Here is a 20,238-nt window from a genome sequence, read left to right as displayed (position 1 = left end):
CGTGGCGCAGCCCACAGCGGACCGTTGCGGATCAAGCCGCCGCAGCGGCAGGCCGACCGGGACAATGCCTGTTGTCCGTACGCGGTTCGTGCCGCGCGGCGCGCACGCTCGTTGAGGATGACGGGCGGTTGGTGCGCCGCTCCGGGCAATGGGGCTTCCCCGGCCGAAGGCTGAGGGGCGGTCGAAGAAGCACTAACCGATGGGCGAGGGGTTACGCATGACCGACACCGGCCAGGTCCCGGGCGAGGGACTGCCGGAGAACGCAGGCATGGTGGAGCAGCCGGGCGTCCCCGCCCCGGGTGCGTACACCTACCTCGACCCCTCCGAGAATCCCGCCGCGAGCGTCGCCCCCGCAGACGAAGACGACCTGTTGCTGATGCCGGGTGCCCAGGGCGCCTGGAGCGAGCCGCAGCCGGCACAGCCGCTGCCGCAGGCCCAGCCGGGAGTGCCCGAACAGCAGGGCGTTGGTCAGCAGGGCGTTGGGCAGCAGGGCTTGGGTCAGGCTGTGGTCAACCAATACGCGGCCGGGCAGCATGCGGCGGGTCAGCCTGTGGCGGCGCCTTCCCTGGCGGAACAGCCCGTGATGGACCAGGCTCTGGTGGACCAGGGCTTGATGGATCAGTCCTTGGTGGATCAATCCTTGGCTGCGGGGCAGCACGCTGCGGCCCCGCAGGTGTTCGCCCCGCAGGTGTTCGCCCAGCAGGCGGTCGGGCAGCAGTCGGGCGGGCAGCCGCAGGCCACGCATCAGCCCGGCCCGCACGAGACGGGCGGCCGCGACAGTGGCTCGGTCGATCTGAACGGCGTCCGGATGCCGGGTGCGCCCACCCCGGCGCCCGCGTCGCATCCCGGTCCCGCCCGCCGCCCGCTGCACCGGGGGCCCTCGGGTCCCGCCGTGCCCGACGGCTCGGGGAGTCCCGTACGTTCCCTCGCCGACCGTGGCCCGGCCGGTGCGCCGCAGCACGCCGCGCCCGCTCGGCACGCGGGGCCGCCCACGGTGGGGCCCGAGTACCTCGACATCCCGCGTGACGAGGAAGGGGGGCCGCTGCAGGGGCAGCAGCTCGGTGAGAACGCGCCGCAGGGCGCGACGCCGTGGACGTCCCAGCCGCAGCACTCCCAGGCGCCGCAGCATTCCCAGGCATTGCAGCCTTCTCAGGAGCAGGCCGAGCAGGCCGAGCAGGCTGCGCAGCCCGCCGCACCAGCAGAAACGGTCGTCCCGGACGGCGCTCCCGTCACTCCGGTCACTCCCGTTGCTCTCGCCGCTCCCGTCACAGAGGGCACGCCGGGCGCAGAGGGCACATCGGAACCGCATGACGCTCAGGACGCACAGGGCTCGCAGGACGCGGTGGTACCCGAGGCCCCGCAGCCCGCCCCGGACGCCGAAACGCCCGTCGTCGCCTTCCCGCAGGCCGCGGATGCCGCCGACGCCATGGACGCCGAGCAGCAGTCGGCCGTACAGCCGCAGCCCCACCAGCCCTCTGCCGTGGAACCGTCCTCGCTCGCAGCCCCGGAAGCGAGCCAGGAGCCCGCGCACGCTCCTGACACCGGCCGGCCGCAGTTCGCCATGGCCGGGGCACAGCCCTGGTCGGACGCGCCGCTCGCCGGCGCGGGGCTCGCGGCCCAGGGTCCGCACATCCCGCAGGCCCCTCAGGCCCCGCAGGCCACACCGTACGCAGAGGCCCCCATGGCCCACGCGCCCCAGGGCGAGGGACTCCCCGGCGACGCACACCAGCCCTTCGCGGACCCCCAGGCTCCCGCGCCCCTGGGCCAGTTCGTGCCGGTCGAGGGCTCGGTGCCGACCACGCCGCACCTGGCGCCGACGCCTCCGCACGCCATGTCCGTACCCCCGGAGCACACCGAGGCCCCGCAGCCCGAGGTCCCCGAAGCCGAGCCGGAGCCGGCCGAGGCCGAGGCCGCCCCTCAGGCAGCCGACATCCCGGAGGCTCCGGCGACGCCGGAGGCCACCGAGGCCCCCGAGCCCGTCGTCGCCCAGGAGCCCTCGACCCTCCTCGAAACCGCCGAAGCCACCGAGGCCGCCGAAGCCCCCGAGCCCGCATCCCCACAGCCCGCGGCCACCGTGCCCGCACCGCGTGACGGCGGGGACGGCGGGGAGCCCGCAGCGGCGACTCCCGCGTCGGAGACAGCACCGGAAGCGGTACCAAATGCGGTACCGGAAGCGGCAGAGGAGCCCGTGGCCGTGGCGCAGGAACTGGCGGAGGCGGCCCCCGAAGCGGCGCTCCCCGAAGCCACGCCCCTCGAAGCCACGCCCCTCGAAGTGGACGCGCCCGCCGAAGCGGAGACCGCCGTAGCCGCCGAGGCTCCCGAGCCCGTGGCCGTCGTCGAAGCCGAGCCTGCCGGGGCGCCCGAAGCCGCCGACCTGGCGGAAACCACGGACGAGCCCTCGGAGCCCGTCCAGCAGCCGGAGCAGCCCCAGCAGGCGGGGGCGCCCGCCGCCCCCGGCTACGACGACGCCGAGCGCGAAGCCGTCCTGCGCGTGATGCGCGAACGCCGCGACATCCGCAACGGCTTCCGCAGCGACGCCATCCCGCACGAGGTGCTGCTCCGCGTCCTGGAGGCGGCCCACACGGCGCCCTCCGTGGGCCACTCGCAGCCCTGGGACTTCGTCGTCATCCGCTCGGCGGAGACGCGCCGCACGATGCACGAACTGGCCATGCGCCAGAAGGACGCGTATGCCAAGTCGCTTCCCAAGGGCCGCGCGAAGCAGTTCAAGGAACTGAAGATCGAGGCGATCCTCGACACCCCGGTGAACATCGTCGTCACCGCCGACCCGACCCGGGGCGGCCGCCACACCCTCGGCCGGCACACCCAGCCGCAGATGGCCCCGTACTCCTCGGCCCTCGCCGTCGAGAACCTCTGGCTCGCGGCCCGCGCCGAGGGCCTCGGTGTCGGCTGGGTGAGCTTCTTCGACGAGCGCGAGATGGTCAGGGCCCTCGGCCTGCCCGAGCACCTCGAAGTGGTCGCGTACCTCTGCGTCGGATACGTCGACGAGTTCCCGGAGGAGCCCGAGCTGATGCAGGCAGGCTGGTCCAAGCGCCGCCCGCTCTCGTGGGTCGTGCACGAGGAGACGTACGGACGGCGCGCGCTGCCCGGCGAGGACCCGAGCGACCTGCTGGCCGAGACCGTCTCCAACATCCGCCCGCTGGACGCGAAGGCGCTCGGCGAGGCGTGGGAGCGGCAGAAGCGCATGACGAAGCCGCCGGGCGCGCTCGGCATGCTGGAGATCATCTCCGCGCAGCTCTCCGGCCTCTCCCGGCAGTGCCCGCCGCCGATCCCGGAGCCCGCGGCCGTCGCGATCTTCGCGGGCGACCACGGCGTGCACGCCCAGGGCGTCACCGCCTGGCCCCAGGAGGTGACCGCGCAGATGGTCGCCAACTTCCTCGGCGGTGGCGCGGTCTGCAACGCCTTCGCCAACCAGGTGGGCGCCGAGGTCTGCGTCATCGACGTGGGCGTGGCCAGTGAACTCCCGGCCACCCCCGGCCTGTTGCCCCGCAAGATCCGCGCGGGCACGGCCGACATGACGACCGGACCCGCGCTGAGCCGCGAGGAGGTCAAGGCGGCCGTCGAGGTGGGCATCGAGACCGCCCGCGATCTGGTGGCGGCGGGCAACAAGGCCCTGCTCACCGGCGAGATGGGCATCGCGAACACCACGGCGTCCGCGGCCCTCATCTCCGTCTACACGGACACGGACCCGGGCGAGGTGACCGGCCGTGGCACCGGCATCAACGACGAGATGCACGGCCGCAAGGTCGACGTCGTGCGCCGCGCCCTCGAACTGCACCAGCCCGACCCGGCCGACCCCATCGGCGTCCTCGCGGCCATCGGCGGCCTGGAGCACGCCGCGATGGTCGGCCTCCTCCTGGGCGGCGCCTCCCTCCGTACGCCGGTGATCCTGGACGGCGTGAGCGCCGGCGCGGCGGCCCTGGTCGCCCGCGCCATCGCCCCCGAGGTCCTCGCGGCCTGCATCGCGGGCCACCGCAGCGCGGAGCCGGGCCACGTGGCGGCCCTGAACAAGCTGGGCCTGCGCCCCTTGGTCGACCTCGACCTCCGCCTGGGCGAGGGCACCGGTGCCCTCCTGGCCCTGCCGGTGGTGCAGAGCGCGGCGCGCGCGATGCACGAGGTGGCCACGTTCGACTCGGCGGGGGTCACCGAGAAGTAGCCGCTCCGTTTGTGGGCAGGCGTTCCGCAGGGCGATTGGGGTCTCCCCTGGTCGAGCGAAGCCGAGAGCTTGGGGAAGGGTGGGCACAAACGGCCCACGGCCCGCAGACGAGCAGGGGTCCGGGGCGAAGCCCCGGTTTCGGGAAGGGGCGGGCTGGGGGAGAGAACCCCACCTTGCCCCGGCCATACTGAACCCGCACGTCAAAGCATGAAAACAGCCGCCCCACCGTCGCAGCGGTACCCGCAAAGCCCCGCGCCCCGCACGAGGAGCCACCCGCCATGGCCGAAAGCCCCGCCTACCCCGTAGGCCTCCGCCTCACCGCCCGCCGCACGGTAGTGCTCGGCGGTGGCCAGGTGGCCCAGCGCCGCCTCCCCGCCCTGATCGCGGCCGGCGCCGACATCCTCCTCGTATCGCCGGCGGCGACGCCTTCCGTGGAGGCGATGGCGGACGCGGGCGAGATCACCTGGGAGCGCCGTCGCTACGAGGCCGGTGACCTCAGGGACGCTTGGTACGCCCTCATCGCCACCAGCGACACCGAGGCCAACACGGCGGCCTCCGCGGAAGCCGAGGCCCACCGCGTCTGGTGCGTCCGCTCGGACGACGCCGACGCGGCCACCGCCCTGACCCCCGCGACCGGCCGCTCCGAAGGTGTCACGGTCGCCGTGCTCACCACGGACATCCACGGCCGCGACCCCCGCCGTACCGCAGCGATCCGTGACGCGGTCGTGGAAGGCCTGCGCGACGGCACCCTCGTGGCGCCCCACCACCGCACCCGCACCCCCGGCGTCGCCCTGGTCGGCGGCGGCCCCGGTGACCCGGACCTCATCACGGTCCGCGGCCGTCGCCTCCTCGCCGAGGCGGACGTGGTCATCGCCGACCGGCTCGGCCCCCGCGACCTGCTCGACGAACTCCCGCCGCACGTCGAGGTGATCGACGCCGCGAAGATCCCGTACGGCCGCTACATGGCCCAGGAGGCCATCAACAACGCCCTCATCGAGCACGCGAAGCAGGGCAAGTCGGTCGTCCGTCTCAAGGGCGGCGACCCCTTCGTCTTCGGGCGTGGCATGGAAGAGGCCCAGGCGCTCGCCGAAGCGGGCATCCCCTGCACGGTGGTCCCCGGCATCTCCAGCTCGATCTCGGTGCCCGGCGCCGCCGGCATCCCCGTCACGCACCGCGGCGTCGCGCACGAGTTCACGGTGGTCAGCGGCCACGTGGCGCCGGACGACGAGCGCTCCCTGGTCGACTGGGCGTCACTGGCCAAGCTGCGCGGCACCCTCGTCGTCCTGATGGGCGTGGACAAGATCGGCAGGATCGCCGAGAAGCTCACCGCCCACGGCCGGTCGCCCGAGACCCCCGTCGCCCTGATCCAGGAGGGCACCACAGCGGCCCAGCGCCGCGTGGACGCCACGCTCGCGACCGTCGCCGCCGAGGTCGCCGCCCACGAGGTGAAGCCCCCGGCCGTCATCGTCATCGGCGACGTGGTGAAGGTGGGGCCGAGCAGCTCCGCTTGATCGCCCCCCAGCTCCCGCGTAACCACCGGTAACCCAACCCGCCCCAAGGCGTTGGCACCACACCCAGGACAAGGCAGTATCACCCTGTGGCTGATCTCATCTCCATCGACGACCCCGCCGACCCGCGCCTGCGCGACTACACGGGCCTGACCGACGTCGAACTGCGCCGCAAGCGCGAGCCCGCCGAGGGCCTCTTCATCGCCGAGGGCGAGAAGGTGATCAGGCGCGCCAAGCAGGCGGGCTACGAGATGCGCTCGATGCTGCTCTCCGCGAAGTGGGTCGACGTCATGCGGGACGTCATCGACGAGGTCCCGGCCCCGGTGTACGCGGTCAACCCCGACCTGGCCGAGCAGGTCACCGGCTACCACGTGCACCGCGGCGCCCTCGCCTCGATGCAGCGCAAGCCGCTGCCCACGTCGGACGAACTCCTCACCAGGGCGCGCCGCGTCGTCGTCATGGAGTCCGTGAACGACCACACCAACATCGGTGCGATCTTCCGCAGCGCCGCCGCCCTCGGCATGGACGCGGTCCTGCTCTCACCGGACTGCGCGGACCCGCTCTACCGCCGTTCGGTGAAGGTCTCCATGGGCGCGGTCTTCTCCGTCCCCTACGCCCGTCTCGCATCCTGGCCCAAGGGCCTTGAGGGCGTACGGGAAGCGGGCTTCAACCTCCTCGCGCTCACCCCGGACGAGAAGGCGAAGACCCTGGACGAGGCGGCCCCGCACCGCATGGACCGGGTCGCGCTGATGCTCGGCGCGGAGGGCGAAGGCCTCACCACGAAGGCCCTGATGGCAGCGGACGAATGGGTCCGCATCCCGATGGCCCACGGCGTCGACTCCCTGAACGTGGGGGCGGCGGCGGCCGTCGCGTTCTACGCCGTGGCGACGGGCCGCCCTCAGCTCTGAGGGCCCGGCCCCGTGGCCAGCCGCTGGCTCTGCTGTACGTCGCGCACATCGCGCACATCGCGCACATCGCGCACATCGCGCACATCGTGCACGCCGCTGCCGCCGAGCCCGCGCGCGGGCCCCTGGCAGCCCTGGGCCGCCGCGATCCCCAGGGCCACGAGCAGCGTCACGACCACGAACACGAAGAGCCGCTGGCGCAGCAGCCGCGGATTGGCGGGCCGACGCATGCCACCGGAGCGCGTGGTGTTCCGGGACTGCGCGGGACGTGCACCCGACCGCGCGGAACTGGACCCGCCCCGCGAGGAACCGGACCGTGAGGAACCCGTGTGGGAGGGCCCGGTGCGCGCAGAACCGGTGCGCGAGGAACCGGTCCGCGAGGAGCCCGGCCGTGACGCACCGGGCCGCGGCGGGGGAGTGCCCTGCGGCTGACGCCGCTGGGTGCGCTGGTCCGCGTACTCCTCGGCCATCCGCCCCGTCGGGCGGTCCTGGTCCTGCCGGGGCGCCGGCGGCCGCGGGTCCGTCAGGCCCTGTGCCTCGCGGGCCGCGATCTCCTTGAGCCTGAGCGACAGTTGGAGCGTGCTGGGACGTTCCTCCGGGTCCTTGGCGAGGCAGGCCCTGATCAGCGGCGCGAGCGCGTCCGGGACACCGCCGAGCTGCGCCTCCTCGTGGACGACGCGGTAGAGCATGACCTCTGAACTGCCGTGCCCGAAGGGCGAGTCCGCCATCCCCGCGTACGCGAGGGTGGCGCCGAGGGCGAACACGTCCGTGGCGGGTGTGACCGCGGCCCCGCGCACCTGCTCGGGCGCGAGGAACCCGGGCGATCCGACGGCGGTGCCCACATGGGTCAGGGTCGAGGCTCCGGTGGCCCAGGCGATGCCGAAGTCGATGATCCGCGGCCCCTTCGGGGACAGCAGGATGTTCGACGGCTTCAGATCCCGGTGCACGACACCGGCTTCATGGACGGCTACGAGGCCTTCGGCGAGCGCCGAACCGACCACCGCCACGTCGGCCGCGGAGAGCGGCCCCTCGGCGGCGACCTTGTCGTGCAGGGAGGGCCCGGGCACGTACTGCGTGGCGAACCACGGCCGGTCGGCGTCGAGATCGGCGGCCACGAGCCGCGCGGTGCAGCCGCCGCGGATGCGCCGCGCCGCGGAGACCTCGCGCGCGAAGCGCGACCGGAACTCCTCGTCCTCCGCCAGATCGGGCCGGATCACCTTGAGGGCGACGCGCTGCCCCCGCCGGTCCGACCCCAGGTAGACGACCCCCATGCCGCCGGCGCCCAGCCGCCTGTGCAGTCTGAACGAGCCGACGACACGCGGGTCCTCGCGCCGGAGCCGCATCATCGCCATGTCCATCCCCGCTGCCCGGTTCGTTGTCGTGCCACAGCTTACGTTTCCGTGGCCGGGCAGGTGCAGAGGCCGCGCCCTCACGGCCCGACCGATTGTCAGTGCCGGGTGGGAAACTTGAAGAGTGGTCAGGGGCACGGGAGCGGGCGGCCGTTGTGGGGGCCGCCGACCCCAACCATCCATCGCTGAAGGGGGATTGATCCCGTGAAGGGTGATCGCGTGGAGATAGTCGTGGACGCCGGGGACACGACACGGACGTACGAGGTGGTGGCGAGCCGGGCGGGCCGCCGGGTGGAGACGGCGGTCCGCAGGGGGGTGGTCGAAGTGAGCGAAGTCACCCGTAGCGGGTCCGTCGTGCGGACGGCGCGGTTCATGGCGACCCGCGTCCTGGCGCTGGTCGAGCAGCCCGTTCCCCGCGAGGACACATCGGAGCAGTCGGCCCGCCCCCTCCGGGAAGACCCTGAGACCTAGGACCCCATCTCCACCCACGGGAGTACATGACCGACGATCGGTCATCCTCCGGGAGGCCCGCCAATCGGTACGAGGGCATGACGACCCAGGCCTCCCGCACACCTAGATTTGAGGTCAAGCGGCGGGTGCAGCACTCGTCCCCCGAGGTCCGACACCCGCCGCTCTCAAGTTCATACAGACTCGGTCAGGAGAGGAACCATGGCGGACACGGCACCGCGGGCAATGGTCCGCACGCAAGGACGCAAGGCCTTCGCCTCGTTCGGCGTCCGCCCGTCCGGTACGCGCCACCCCTTGGTGGCGACGGCCATGGTTCTTCCCCTGGCGGCCCTGCTGGTCGTCGTCTTCGGCGGCTGGGAAGCAGTGGTCACACAGGCGTCGTCCGTGGGCGTGATGCTGGGGCGCTGAGCGGCGCCCCGGGCCCGGATGAGCGGTCCGGGCGGGGACATCCGGCCAGGAAACCCCGTGGGGACGGGGGTGCGGCGGACGGCACGAGAAATGCCCGCGCAGCTGGGGAGCTGCGCGGGCACTTCTTTGCGCCGGGGGCTCTGCGGGGCTCTCTTGAGCGCCGTCGATCACCGGCTGCGCCGCGCTCGTCCTCAAACGCCGGACGGGCTGGATATCCGGCCCGCGTACGCTCACGGGGAACGCCGCTCGAAGTACCCCGGGGGAACCGTGACCGCCACCGCCTTGCTGCCGGAGCTGACCGCCAAGGTCCGCCACGCGGCCCACCGCACCCCGCGGCCCTGCGCCTGCGCCCCCGAAGCCGTCCTGGCGGACCGGGACGACGCCACCGTCGTCCGGCACGGCGGTACGGTCGCCAAGGCGCACGCCCCCGGCACGGACCCCGCCGAGCTGACGGCGCGCCTGAAGGTCGCCGCCGCCCTGAGCGGCACCCTCCTCCCTCCGCTCGCCGATGCGGCGATCCCGCTCCACGGACGGCTTGTCACCCTCTGGGAGGCCGGCACCCCGGTGGACCGGGACGATCCCGACGCCGCCCCCTGGGAAGCCGCCGCCACCCTCCTCGCCCGGCTGCACGCCACGCCCCCGGCCGAACTCCCGCACCCACTCCCGGACATGCGCGGGCCCACCAAGGCCGCCCGTGCGATGACGCGCATGCGGGCCGCGGGACCGCATCCCGCCGCCGCACCCGTCGAGCGAGCCTGGGCCACGCTCCCCGCCTGGGCCCGCGCCGAGGCCCCCGCGCCGCCCCCCAAGCTCCTGTGCCACGGAGATCTGCACCTGGGCCAGCTGGTCCGCACGTCGGAAGGGCGCTGGCTGCTCATCGACGTCGACGACCTCGGGCTCGGTGACCCGGCCTGGGACCTGGCCCGCCCCGCCGCCTGGTACGCGTGCGGCCTCCTGCCCCCGGACGAGTGGACGCGCTTCCTCGGCGCCTACCGCGCGGCACGCGGCCCCGCGGTCCCGCCCGACGGCACCGACCCCTGGCCGGCCCTCGACGTACCGGCCCGCGCCCTCACCGCGCAGACCGCCGCCCTCGCCGTGGCCAGGTCGGTCAGGGAGAGCCGCACCCTGGACGAGATCGAGCAGGCAGTGGTCGACGCCTGTGATCGAATGGCCGCCGTCCCGCCGGAGTTGGCCCCCACCCCCACGAAGTAGGGTGCAACGCACCGAAGCCGGGCAGAGTTCCGGCGAAGCAGTCACGACCGGCGAGGAGTTGAGCCGACCATGCAGTGTCCCAAGTGCCACGCACCGATGCACACGTACAACCGCAATGGCGTCCAGATCGAGCAGTGCAGCGGTTGCCGCGGGATATTCCTCGACTACGGCGAGCTCGAGGCCCTGAGCCGGGTCGAGTCCCAGTGGGGCGCCCAGCAGGCCCCGCCCCCGCCGCCGGCCCCGCAGGCGTACCCGGCCGCTCCCGCCCCCCAGTGGGGCGCACCCCAGCACGGCGGCCACCACGGCGGTCACGGCGGGCACTACGGCCACAACAAGCGCCACAAGAGCTTCGGGCACATGCTCTTCTCCTCCTGACCGGAGGAACGACGAAGCCCCCGGCCGTGGGAACGGCCGGGGGCTTCGGGTGGATGGTGCGCGATACTGGGATTGAACCAGTGACCTCTTCCGTGTCAGGGAAGCGCTCTCCCGCTGAGCTAATCGCGCGGGTCAACCTGCATGTGCTGCGTACTGCGTGCGCGATACTGGGATTGAACCAGTGACCTCTTCCGTGTCAGGGAAGCGCTCTCCCGCTGAGCTAATCGCGCGGGGATCCTTGCGGACCGGATCTTCGGTTGTTCTGCGTGTTTCCTGCGTGCGCGATACTGGGATTGAACCAGTGACCTCTTCCGTGTCAGGGAAGCGCTCTCCCGCTGAGCTAATCGCGCTTGGAGGTGGAGACGGGATTTGAACCCGTGTAGACGGCTTTGCAGGCCGTTGCCTCGCCTCTCGGCCACTCCACCAGGAGTGCGGGGGTTCGGGAAGATCCCCCGTTTCCTGCGAGCGGACGACCAGGTTCGAACTGGCGACCTCAACCTTGGCAAGGTTGCGCTCTACCAACTGAGCTACGTCCGCTTGTCTTTCCCGGTCCGCTTGCGCGTCCCGGCGACGTGTTGAACTCTAGCGGATTCCTGGGCCAGTACAAAAACGCGTTTGCGCAGCGTGCTGCGCTGTCACCGGCCCGGGGCGCGACCAGGACGCCGGTCATAGACTCGCAGACGTGCACAGCCCCCCTCAGATGTCCTCCCGGCCGCCCTCCGGGGCGTCCCCGCCCATGGCGCGCTTCGGCGGCCTGCTCGCGACCGGCCTCAGGGACGTGACCAGCGATCCAGCGGCGCTGGACTCCCGCGGTTTCTGGGCGGTCTGCGCGACCTTCGAGGGCGAACTGGTCTGTGCCCGCTTCGACGACGTACGCGCGGAGCCGGTGCCCGCGCCGGTGCCTGGGGCATGGCGCGGGCCCGCCGCCGGTGACTGGACGTCGTCGCTCGACCGCGCCGCGTATGTGGACGGCGTGCGTCGTGTGCGGGAACACATCGCGGCCGGGGACGTCTATCAGGCGAACCTCTGCCGCGTGCTGTCCGCGCCCCTCGGGGACGGCGGGGAGGGTGGGGCCGCCGGAGACATCGACGCCCTGACCGCGCTCCTCGCGCGCGGGAACCCCGCTCCGTACGCCGGAACGATCCGCCTGCCCGGACACGGCATCGAGATAGCGACGGCCTCACCCGAGCTGTTCCTGCGCCGCGCGGGACGCGTCGTCGAATCCGGGCCGATCAAGGGCACGGGCCGGACCGAGGCGGACCTCCTGGAGAAGGACTACGCCGAGAACGTCATGATCGTGGACCTCGTCCGCAACGACCTCGGGCGGATATGCGTGACCGGCTCCGTGACCGTCCCCGACCTGTGCGTGGTCGAGAAGCATCCGGGGCTCGTCCACCTCGTCTCCACCGTCCGGGGCGAGCTGCGTCCCGACGCCGGCTGGCCGGAGATCTTCGCCGCCGCGTTCCCGCCCGGTTCCGTCACCGGGGCCCCCAAGTCCAGCGCCCTGCGCATCATCGACGCCCTGGAGACCTCGCCCCGCGGTCCGTACTGCGGCGGCATCGGCTGGGTCGACGCCGACCGGGGAACCGGTGAACTGGCCGTCGGTATCCGCACCTTCTGGATCGACCGGGCGGAGGGCCTGCTGCGGTTCGGCACCGGCGCCGGGATCACCTGGGGCTCGGACCCCGAGGGAGAGTGGCGCGAGACCGAACTGAAAGCGGAACGGCTGCTGGCGGTAGCGTCGGGAGCGTACGAAGTGAGTGGAGGGACCCCTCAGTGAAGATCTGGCTCAATGGCGGCCTGCAGGACATCGATACCGCCCGCGTCTCCGTGCTCGACCACGGACTGACCGTGGGGGACGGCATCTTCGAGACGGTGAAAACGGCCGAGGGGCGGCCCTTCGCGCTGACCCGGCACCTGGACCGGCTCGCCCGTTCGGCGCGCGGCCTCGGCCTGCCGGAGCCGGACCTGGACGAGGTGCGCGCGGCCTGCGCCGCCGTCATCGACGCCAACCCGATGCCGCTGGGACGGCTGCGCATCACGTACACCGGTGGCCTCTCGCCGCTCGGCTCGGACCGCGGCGACCAGGGGCAGACGCTGGTCGTCGCCCTCGGGGAGGCGAACAGGCGCCCCGACACGACCGCCGTGATCACGGTGCCGTGGACCCGCAACGAGCGTGGCGCCCTCACCGGCCTGAAGACCACCTCGTACGCGGAGAACGTCGTCGCCCTCGCGCGCGCCCACGAACAGGGTGCTTCGGAGGCGCTCTTCGCCAACACGGTGGGGCAGCTGTGCGAAGGCACGGGATCGAACGTCTTCGTCGTGCTCGACGGTGAGATCCACACCCCTCCGGTCGCCTCCGGGTGCCTGGCGGGCATCACGCGCGCGTTGGCCGTCGACTGGACGGGCGCGCGCGAGACCGATCTGCCGCTCGACGTCCTGGACCGCGCCGACGAGGTGTTCCTGACCTCGACGCTCCGTGACGTCCAGGCCGTGCACCGGGTCGACGGACGCGAACTGCCGGGGGCGCCGGGACCGGTGACCGCCAAGGCGATGCGGATCTTCGGCGAGCGGGCGGCGGACGACCTCGACCCGTGACCGGCCGGGCAAGACGCCCCAAGTGCACGCAATCCTGATGACGCATGAGCCGCAGGGCGGGTAGAACACCACTGATGACCACGACCCTGCGGCCGACCGGGCCGCTTCAGCAGAGCGCTGACGGCGCGAAGTCACGCATGTACGAAGTGCGCGTGAACAGCCGTCCTGTGGGCGGGATAGAACTCGCCACGCACCCCGTGTTCGGGCCCGGTGTCGCCGAGATGCGGGATCTGAGCATCAAGGAGCCCGACCGCCGACGCGGCCGTGCCACCGTCGCCGTGCTCGCCGCCGAGGAGGTGGTGCGCGGCTGGGGCTGCGAGCGGATCGAGGTGGCCGTGCCCGCCGAGGCCGCGGCGGCCCACCGTCTCGCCGTCTCCCTCGGCTATGTGGAGCGCAACCGCCACATGGTCAAGCCCCTGACCGCCGAGCCGTCCGCGTTGCCGGCGGGCATCGAGGGGCGGCCGATGACGGACGACGAGTACGAGGTCTGGCTGGCCCGCGAGAAGGAGGACTACGCGCAGACCTGGATCGAGCGCGGTGTCCCCGAGGCGGAGGCGCGCGCCAAGTCCGATGCCGACCACGCCGACCACCTGCCGCAGGGTGTCGCCACCCCCGGCACGCGCCTCAGCGTGCTCACACAGGAGGGCACGGTGGTCGGCACCCTGTGGCTGGCGCAGCGCGACGACGACGCGTTCGTCTTCGACGTCGAGGTGGTCGAGGAACACCGCGGACGCGGCCACGGCCGGTCCCTGATGCTCCTGGCGGAGACCCAGGCACGCGAGGCGGGCCTCGACCGCCTGGGCCTCAACGTCTTCGCGGGCAACGTCCCGGCCCTGCGCCTGTACGAGTCGCTGGGCTACGAACCGGTCATGTACTACGTCTACAAGCAGCTGCTCTAGGCGTCCTGCCCGGAGGCCGCGAGGAGGCGGTCCGTGATCTCCTCGACGCGCTCGCGCAGCCCCTCCTGGCTCTTGCCGCCGTCGAGGCGCTCACCCTCGATGACGTACGTCGGCGTCCCGGTGACGCCGATCGCCTTGCCCTCCGCCTGGTCGGCGTCGACGATCAGGATGTGCCGTCCGTCGACGAGGGCGGTGTCGAACTCCTCGGCGTCCAGGCCCAGTTCCCGCGCGGTCTCGACCAGGAAGGGTTCGCCCGTGCGGGTCAGCTCCTCGACCTTGCCCAGCACGGCCTCGACGTACGGCCAGCCCTGCCCCTGCTCGAAGGCCTCCTCCGCGGCCTGGGCGGCGGCGAAGGCATGCGGGTGCTTTTCGAGGGGGAAGTGCCGAAGCCGCAGGTCGACGCGGTCGCCGTAGCGGGCACGGAGCGCGCGTACGTCGTCGAGGGCGGTCCGGCAGTCCGGGCACTGCAGCTCGCACCAGATGTCGATGACGAGGGGGCCGGCGGGGGTCGCGGGGGCGGAGTCGCTCATGGGTCACAGTCTTCCAGCCCCGCGTGGGCCTCCCAACCGGGGCGGGGGCCCGACCGGAACCTGCGGAGGAGGCGTGACCCTGATATGTCCCTGAAGTCCGCTCGGGGCGTGGCCTGCGGAGGGCCACCCGGTGCAGGATGGAGGGGAAGACAGTGCCGGACGGCGCCACCGTCCAAGCCCGCTCGCCTGGAGGACCGGATGATTGCCGAGACCGTCTGTTCCGCCGTATCCGCGGCCGGCCTCGGCATTGCCGCGATCACGGCCTATCGCAAGCGTTTCCTCGCGGCGACGCGTCTCGCCGCCTATTCGCTCATCCCGGTCGGCCTGGTGATGACCGGCGTCGTCGGATGGCTCGCGGACACCGCGTTCAGCATGAAGGCATGGGCGGGCTTCGGGGTCCTCGGCGTCGCCTGGCTGCTTTTCATGATCACGCGCGCCGTGGAGCGCCGCTCCGGAGGCACTCGCAAGGAACGCAAGGCCGCGAAGGCGGCTCAGCGCGACGCGGTGGCCCCCGCGGCGTCCGCGCCCTCCCTGGGGCAGGGGTCCCGCCCGGCCGCGCAGCCTGCGGCCCAGCCGAAGGCGGAGGCGCCCAAGGAGGACTTCAGCGACATCGAGGCCATCCTGAAGAAGCACGGCATCTGAGAATCCGAGAGCAGATCTGAGAACGGCGCGGCCCCGGCCGCGTGGTCGTCAACAATCGTCCGCGTCGGACGGCCGTGAGCGTCCCTCGTTCGTGTGGTCGAGGGAGCCGCCCGGCGTGCCGAGGTGCGCTGCTGGTCGGCCGTGGTCGGAACAGGCGGGACGTCGAATTCCCGCAGGTCGCGGGATGCGGCGAACTCCCGCGCCTTCCGGGCGTGTTGGTCATCGGTACCCCCGGGACTGCGTCATCATCGCCGCGAGATGCTGGACACCGCACAGGGCGATGCCGCCCCGCCGACCGATGGCCGAGCCGCGACCGAAGAGCCCAAGGGCTGTCTGTTCGCGCTCTCCCAGCCACCCCTGATGATCTTCCTGGCGGTGATCGGCATTCTGATCCTGCTGGGGACCCTGCACGATCTGCTCGGGCTCTAGGGCCCGGGGCTCCAGGGGGCCGCGGCCAAGGGCTCTCAGCCCGCCGCTTCCTTGCGCCTGGCCCGGTAGGCGGCGACATGCAGCCGGTTGCCGCAGGTGCGGCTGTCGCAGTAGCGGCGCGAGCGGTTGCGGGAGAGGTCGACGAAGGCGTGCCGGCAGTCCGGGGCCTCGCAGCGCCGCAGCCGCTCCTGCTCGCCGGCGACGACGAAGAACGCGAGCGCCATCCCGCAGTCCGCGGCGAGGTGGTCGGCGATGGAGGCGCCGGGCGCGAAGTAGTGCACGTGCCAGTCGTAGCCGTCGTGGTCGGTGAGCCGGGGCGTGGTGCCCGCCGCCGCGATCAGTTCGTTGATCACCGCCGCCGCGGCCTGCGGTTCGGGCGTCGCGAAGACTTCCTGGAAGCGGCCCCGGACGTGCCGGACGCCGGCCAGGTCACGCTCCGAGAGCACTCCGACGTCACTTATGTTGTGGCTTCGTACGAACTCGCCCAGGGCTGCCACGTCCGGGAGCCCCTCCGTCTCGGTGCCCGCCGCGCTCGCTGCGTTCTCGTCGTCCGGCGCGGTGTTCACCAGATCGACCACGGCGTCGAGTGAGCACCGGGTGTCGTGGGTGATCAGCACGATTTGCTCCCTGGCCTGGGGTAGTGGGGTCCCACCCGGCTCCTGGAGAGCTGGGGGAGAGGTGCCCGCTGATGCTGGCCGATGCTAGCGGCTTCACGACACGGCGCACCGGCGCCGTCCCCGCGGGAATCCGCGGCGACGGCGCCGGTACGTCTGCTTCTGTGCGGTTGTCCTGCCCGAGCCGTCGCCCCGAGTCGGACGGCGCCGGGCGCTCTCGCGCGGCCTGGAGCTAACTTTCGGCCAGGATGTGCGAGAGCTCCGTATCCAGATCGAAGTGGCGGTGTTCCGTGCCGGGCGGCACGGCCGCGTCCGTTCGCTTCAGGAACGATTCCAGGGCCCGCGCCGGGGCCTCGAGCAGAGCCTCACCCTCGGGGGAGCTCAGGGCGATGCAGACGACGCCCTGACCGTGGCTCCGGGACGGCCAGACTCGGACGTCGCCGGTACCGGTGGGCCGGTGCAGGCCCTCGGCGAGGAGGTCGCGGGCGAACACCCACTCGACGGTTTCCTCGGCTCCGGTGTGGAAGGTGGCGTGCACGGCATAGGGATCGGCCGTGTCATACCGCAGTCCTGCGGGTACAGGCAGTGAGGACTCGCTCGACACAACGAGGCGCAGGTGCAGCTCGCAGCTGACCGTGGTGTTCATAAGCGCCAGGGCCTTTCGCTCAGTGTGCGCTCGGGGATTCGCACGTCGGCGAAATCGACATGCCACCTACGGTGCCGTTGTAAACCCCTCTGAGGGTTTTGGGTGTCTTTAGGTAGCTCGTATGGCGGGTTGTCCGTTCGACGGGTACGGCCATTCCAGTGACGGGTTTCCGTCCGGTAGGGTTTGGCCGTATGAATACGGGGAGTAACGAGCCGGGGGTTGCTGAAACAATCACCGGCACGAAGGACGAGCAGCCGCTCGGATCGCGTGCGCCGGAGTTCATCCAGGCCCGCAAGGCGCTGCACCTCAGCTGGCAGGTCGGCGTGTTCATCGTGGGCCTCGCGGTGGTTGCCGCGGGCATCGTGATGCTGCCGCTGCCCGGGCCGGGCTGGCTGGTGATCTTCGGCGGAATGGCGATCTGGGCGACCGAGTTCGTCTGGGCCCAGCTGGTGCTTCGCTGGACGAAGCGGAAGGTCACCGAGGCGGCACAGCGTGCGCTTGACCCCAAGGTGCGCCGCAGGAACATCATCCTGACGACCGTCGGTCTGGTGATCATCGCCGTGCTCGTCGCGGTCTACGTCTGGAAGTTCGGCCTCGAGATGCCATGGAAGATCAAGGAGTGACCTCCGGGTGACTCCACGGCGGTCGGAAGCACCCGCTGACATGCGGTAATGTTCTCCGTGCGCCCGGGGCGATTAGCTCAGTGGGAGAGCGCTTCGTTCACACCGAAGAGGTCACTGGTTCGAACCCAGTATCGCCCACCCCGGAACTGCGGCCCGGAGGCTTTAAGCCTCCGGGCCGCAGTCGTATTCGCTCGCTTTCCCGTGCGGCGTAAGGAATTTGATACTCCGTCGGCTCCGGTGGCTGCCGTTCGGGAAAAGCGGAGTCAGTGCATTCTGCCGAGAACGTCACGGACCCGGCGTGCGTCGCGCAGCCGCTGTTCGTACGTCGCGCCGATCGCGAGCAGCAGCAGCCCGGCGAGTGCCGGCGGCAGCCAGCGCGGCAGCGCGTCCACCACTTGGACGATGTAGGGCGCCAGTTCGTGCAGCGCGTCCAGGGCGAGGACCGTGCCGCCGAGCACCAGGGGCGCCTGCAGCCGGTGCCGGGCCCCCGCCAGCGTGATCAGCAGGGCCGCGGTGCCGAGGAGCAGCGGACGCTGCCAGTGCGCGTCGCTCCAGGTGGCGATGAGGCTGGGCAGGAGGGTTGCGGCGAGGCCGGGTCCGTACGCCGTCCAGGAGGACGTCTCGGGGGTTCGGTGGCGGCGCAGGGCGCCGATCAGGAGTGCCGGGACGGTGACCGGCAGGGTGCCTCGGGGGTCTGAACGTCCCAGGCGGCCAGCCGTGTCCAGCTCGCCAGGAGGAACAGCACCCCGGCCGCGTACCCGACTGCCCGGCGGTCCGTGCGCAGTGCCGTGCCCGCGGCGATGAGGCCGCCGAGCGCGAGGGCCAGGGCGAGGGTCGTCGCATGCCCCGCGGCGAGGGCGATCGCGAACCCGCCGACGACCGCCCCGGAGATCTCGGCGGGCGCTGCCGACGGATGCCGACCGAGCCGGGCCGCCGCGAGGGCCCCGATCGCCGGTACGGCGAGCATGAGCAGTCCGCTGTGGTCCGTGCGCAGGTCCCAAGCCGCACCTGTGGCGCCGACGAGCGCGGCGGCGTACGCGACCGTGGCGCAGGCGGCGATGGCTGCCGTGCCCGCGGTGGATGCCCGGCGGCGGGCGACGAGAACGGTCGCCGCGAGGAAGAGCGCCGCCAGGGCGCCGAGAGTACCCAGCGTGGCCGACGCGGCGGCCAGGGCCAGGAGCGCGGCACTCACCGAGGAGATGACCGAGAGGCCCGTCGAGGTGACGGCGATCGCCTTCGAGCGGGCGCGTGACGCAACGGTGAGCAGGGCGGCGGTCAGCGTGACGTACACCGACACCCCGACTCCGTAAGGGAGGTGAAGGGCGGACGGGAGGATGAGAAGGGCGGCCCAGGTGAGGGCCAGAGCGCCGGAGCGGGCGGCATCGGCGGGGGCGAGGCTGCTGGTGCTGGGTTCCGGCGCGGGGGCTGGGTCTGGGGGCGCACCGGGGGGCCGGCCCGGGTCTGAGGTGGGCTCTGAGTTCAGGGCTGTGGTGGTGCCCGGGGTGACGGGTGGGGCTGGCGTGGTGCGGGGGTCTGCGGTGTATGCGGGGAGGGCGGTGGTTGGAAGGGGGAGCCGGGTGGCCGCGAACGTGACTCCGGCGACGACGGCGAGCACGAGCGAGGCGATGGTGGGGTGCTGCACGGTCAGTCCGGCCAGGGCGACCGCTTCGCCCGTGTCCGTCGGCGCGCCCGACCACGCCTTCCCTGCCCAACTCGCGGGCCCGATCAGGGCGGTGACGAACGCGGGAAGCGCCCACAGGGTCGCGAGCGCGTACACCGGGAGCGTCGCACCGACGACTCCGCGCAGGACCGGGCGCGGCAGCGCCGTGCGGACCACCGCCGACAGCGCGACGGCGCACACCAGGTAGCCGGGGACCGTCCAGGCGGCGGGCAGTGTTTCGCGCAGCATGCCACCGGCCGCGGCCACCACCAGCAGGCCGCCCGTGAACGCCGCACCCGTCGCCTGCGGGGGTGCCGTGATCAGCCACGACGCCACCAGCGCGATAGCCGCGGCAAGGATCAAAAGCGCGCCCGCACGTGCCGCGTCCGGCAGGTCCGTGGCCGACCAGGAGAGGTAGCCGGCGGCCACTGTGCCCCACAGACCGGTGGCACAGGCACCCACGGCCGCGACGGCACGCACGCCCGGATGCCTCACCCGCAGGGCGACCGCGACGTCGAGCGCCGCCGTCACCAGAAGCGCCGCCGCCGTCCCGAGGGCTCCGGTGTCCGAGGCGTACGCCCAGAGGAACAGGGGGAGTTGAGCGGTCGTGACGGCCAGCGGCAACGGCAGCCGCAGTTCGCGGAACGACAGGCCGTACGCCGTCCACAGCGCGGCGAGCACGGCGGCCGCGGCCGCCGTGCAGCCGAGGGCGTCGGCCCGGGGCAGGGCGGCGGCATGGAGGGCGTACGCGTCGAGGACGGTCAGGGCGAGGCCGAGCGCGGCCACCGTCTCCGCCGTCGAACGTAGCTTCCGGCGCAGCAGCAGCGCGGGCACGCCGAGCGCGGTCAGCGTCACGGCCGCGAGCAGGGCGCCGCGCCAGCCGATGCCCAGGTGTCCCCAGCTCACCAGCGTGAAGGCGATCGCCGCGACGGTCAGGAGGATGCCGCCGAGCGTCAGCAGCGCGTTCTGCACGCTCGGCGGTGTGGCCTCGGTGGCACGCACCGGCCGCGCGGGACCCGGTGCGACGGGCGTCTGGAGAGCGCCGACCAGCCAAGCCCTGCGTTGCAGCAACTGCGTCCTGCGCGCGTCGAGTCGGCGCAGCTCCAGGTCGAGGACGCGGAGCTCCTCGGCCGGGGGCGGAATGTTCGTCATGTCCGTGGAGTGTGGTCCAGGACACCGCGGCGGGCATGGGTGCGGA

The 20,238-nt window shown here is 72.5% G+C and carries 17 protein-coding genes, 6 tRNA genes and 1 pseudogene; 14 read left to right on the top strand and 10 right to left on the bottom strand.

Annotated features, from left to right (window positions below; translation table 11 throughout):
* Positions 1-217: 217 nt before the first annotated feature.
* From cobT to ABXJ52_RS06510, 3 genes are all read left to right on the top strand, one after another.
* Positions 218-4,174 (top strand): nicotinate-nucleotide--dimethylbenzimidazole phosphoribosyltransferase, encoded by a 3,957-nt coding sequence (cobT, locus tag ABXJ52_RS06520; RefSeq protein WP_367040053.1) that lies wholly within the window; start codon positions 218-220, stop codon positions 4,172-4,174.
* 278 nt (positions 4,175-4,452) lie between these two features.
* Positions 4,453-5,685, top strand: a complete 1,233-nt coding sequence (gene cobA, locus ABXJ52_RS06515; RefSeq protein WP_367040051.1) for a uroporphyrinogen-III C-methyltransferase — start codon at positions 4,453-4,455, stop codon at positions 5,683-5,685.
* An 86-nt stretch (positions 5,686-5,771) separates the two neighbouring features.
* On the top strand, positions 5,772-6,590 hold the full coding sequence (locus tag ABXJ52_RS06510; protein WP_367040049.1) for an RNA methyltransferase: 819 nt from the start codon (positions 5,772-5,774) through the stop codon (positions 6,588-6,590).
* Here the strand turns inward: ABXJ52_RS06510 and ABXJ52_RS06505 are convergent.
* On the bottom strand, positions 6,581-7,945 hold the full coding sequence (locus tag ABXJ52_RS06505; RefSeq protein WP_367040047.1) for a serine/threonine-protein kinase: 1,365 nt from the start codon (positions 7,943-7,945) through the stop codon (positions 6,581-6,583). The genes ABXJ52_RS06510 and ABXJ52_RS06505 overlap by 10 nt on opposite strands.
* 195 nt (positions 7,946-8,140) lie before the next feature.
* Between ABXJ52_RS06505 and ABXJ52_RS06500 the strand changes: the two genes are divergently transcribed.
* The 4 genes from ABXJ52_RS06500 to ABXJ52_RS06485 all read left to right on the top strand — a co-directional run bounded on the left by ABXJ52_RS06500 (position 8,141) and on the right by ABXJ52_RS06485 (position 10,399).
* Positions 8,141-8,407, top strand: a complete 267-nt coding sequence (locus ABXJ52_RS06500) for a hypothetical protein (RefSeq protein ID WP_367040045.1) — start codon at positions 8,141-8,143, stop codon at positions 8,405-8,407.
* 198 nt (positions 8,408-8,605) lie between these two features.
* The gene (locus tag ABXJ52_RS06495) at positions 8,606-8,812 is read left to right on the top strand and encodes a hypothetical protein (RefSeq protein WP_249591078.1); all 207 of its coding nucleotides are present in this window, start codon (positions 8,606-8,608) and stop codon (positions 8,810-8,812) included.
* Between the two features lie 267 nt (positions 8,813-9,079).
* Complete coding sequence (locus tag ABXJ52_RS06490) at positions 9,080-10,024, top strand: aminoglycoside phosphotransferase family protein (RefSeq protein ID WP_367040043.1); 945 nt, start codon at positions 9,080-9,082, stop codon at positions 10,022-10,024.
* A gap of 69 nt (positions 10,025-10,093) precedes the next feature.
* Positions 10,094-10,399: a zf-TFIIB domain-containing protein gene (locus ABXJ52_RS06485; RefSeq protein WP_367040041.1), complete on the top strand. Its 306-nt coding sequence runs from the start codon at positions 10,094-10,096 to the stop codon at positions 10,397-10,399.
* A gap of 54 nt (positions 10,400-10,453) precedes the next feature.
* On the opposite strand, the gene ABXJ52_RS06480 is transcribed toward ABXJ52_RS06485, so the two are convergent.
* The 5 genes from ABXJ52_RS06480 to ABXJ52_RS06460 all read right to left on the bottom strand — a co-directional run bounded on the left by ABXJ52_RS06480 (position 10,454) and on the right by ABXJ52_RS06460 (position 10,936).
* A tRNA-Val gene (locus tag ABXJ52_RS06480) sits at positions 10,454-10,528 on the bottom strand.
* Positions 10,529-10,557: 29 nt separating this feature from the next.
* Positions 10,558-10,629 (bottom strand) — tRNA-Val (locus ABXJ52_RS06475).
* 48 nt (positions 10,630-10,677) lie between these two features.
* A tRNA-Val gene (locus ABXJ52_RS06470) sits at positions 10,678-10,749 on the bottom strand.
* Between the two features lies 1 nt (position 10,750).
* Positions 10,751-10,824: transfer RNA gene (locus ABXJ52_RS06465), tRNA-Cys, on the bottom strand.
* Positions 10,825-10,863: 39 nt separating this feature from the next.
* Positions 10,864-10,936, bottom strand: a tRNA-Gly gene (locus ABXJ52_RS06460).
* A 163-nt stretch (positions 10,937-11,099) separates the two neighbouring features.
* Here ABXJ52_RS06460 and ABXJ52_RS06455 point away from each other — a divergent pair.
* The 3 genes from ABXJ52_RS06455 to ABXJ52_RS06445 all read left to right on the top strand — a co-directional run bounded on the left by ABXJ52_RS06455 (position 11,100) and on the right by ABXJ52_RS06445 (position 13,896).
* Entirely contained in the window at positions 11,100-12,179 is a 1,080-nt protein-coding gene (locus ABXJ52_RS06455) for a chorismate-binding protein (RefSeq protein ID WP_367048845.1), read from the top strand.
* On the top strand, positions 12,176-12,997 hold the full coding sequence (locus ABXJ52_RS06450) for an aminodeoxychorismate lyase (protein WP_367040039.1): 822 nt from the start codon (positions 12,176-12,178) through the stop codon (positions 12,995-12,997). Before ABXJ52_RS06455 ends, ABXJ52_RS06450 begins: the two co-directional genes overlap by 4 nt.
* Positions 12,998-13,071: 74 nt before the next feature.
* On the top strand, positions 13,072-13,896 hold the full coding sequence (locus tag ABXJ52_RS06445) for a GNAT family N-acetyltransferase (RefSeq protein WP_367040037.1): 825 nt from the start codon (positions 13,072-13,074) through the stop codon (positions 13,894-13,896).
* Here ABXJ52_RS06445 and ABXJ52_RS06440 read toward each other — a convergent pair.
* Positions 13,893-14,426, bottom strand: coding sequence for a DsbA family protein (locus ABXJ52_RS06440; protein WP_367040035.1), 534 nt, complete (start codon positions 14,424-14,426; stop codon positions 13,893-13,895). The genes ABXJ52_RS06445 and ABXJ52_RS06440 overlap by 4 nt on opposite strands.
* A gap of 198 nt (positions 14,427-14,624) precedes the next feature.
* Here ABXJ52_RS06440 and ABXJ52_RS06435 point away from each other — a divergent pair, with 198 nt between their 5' ends.
* Both ABXJ52_RS06435 and ABXJ52_RS06430 read left to right on the top strand, forming a co-directional pair.
* The gene (locus tag ABXJ52_RS06435; protein ID WP_367040033.1) at positions 14,625-15,068 is read left to right on the top strand and encodes a hypothetical protein; all 444 of its coding nucleotides are present in this window, start codon (positions 14,625-14,627) and stop codon (positions 15,066-15,068) included.
* Between the two features lie 258 nt (positions 15,069-15,326).
* Positions 15,327-15,497, top strand: coding sequence for a hypothetical protein (locus tag ABXJ52_RS06430; protein ID WP_367040031.1), 171 nt, complete (start codon positions 15,327-15,329; stop codon positions 15,495-15,497).
* A 35-nt stretch (positions 15,498-15,532) separates the two neighbouring features.
* Here ABXJ52_RS06430 and ABXJ52_RS06425 read toward each other — a convergent pair whose 3' ends face one another.
* Positions 15,533-16,114: a CGNR zinc finger domain-containing protein gene (locus ABXJ52_RS06425; RefSeq protein WP_367040029.1), complete on the bottom strand. Its 582-nt coding sequence runs from the start codon at positions 16,112-16,114 to the stop codon at positions 15,533-15,535.
* A gap of 229 nt (positions 16,115-16,343) precedes the next feature.
* Positions 16,344-16,757: an SsgA family sporulation/cell division regulator gene (locus ABXJ52_RS06420; protein WP_003959770.1), complete on the bottom strand. Its 414-nt coding sequence runs from the start codon at positions 16,755-16,757 to the stop codon at positions 16,344-16,346.
* 191 nt (positions 16,758-16,948) lie between these two features.
* On the opposite strand from ABXJ52_RS06420, the gene ABXJ52_RS06415 reads away from it, so the two are divergent.
* Entirely contained in the window at positions 16,949-17,380 is a 432-nt protein-coding gene (locus ABXJ52_RS06415) for a TIGR02611 family protein (protein WP_160503814.1), read from the top strand.
* Between the two features lie 66 nt (positions 17,381-17,446).
* A tRNA-Val gene (locus tag ABXJ52_RS06410) sits at positions 17,447-17,518 on the top strand.
* A 125-nt stretch (positions 17,519-17,643) separates the two neighbouring features.
* On the opposite strand, the pseudogene ABXJ52_RS06405 reads toward ABXJ52_RS06410, so the two are convergent.
* Positions 17,644-20,192, bottom strand: a pseudogene (locus ABXJ52_RS06405) (hypothetical protein).
* Between the last annotated feature and the right edge of the window lie 46 nt (positions 20,193-20,238).

This window comes from Streptomyces sp. Je 1-332 (genome assembly GCF_040730185.1).
Taxonomy (GTDB): domain Bacteria; phylum Actinomycetota; class Actinomycetes; order Streptomycetales; family Streptomycetaceae; genus Streptomyces.
The sequence above is the reverse complement of the archived record's forward strand: the minus strand, read 5'-3'. Positions and strand labels throughout refer to the sequence as shown.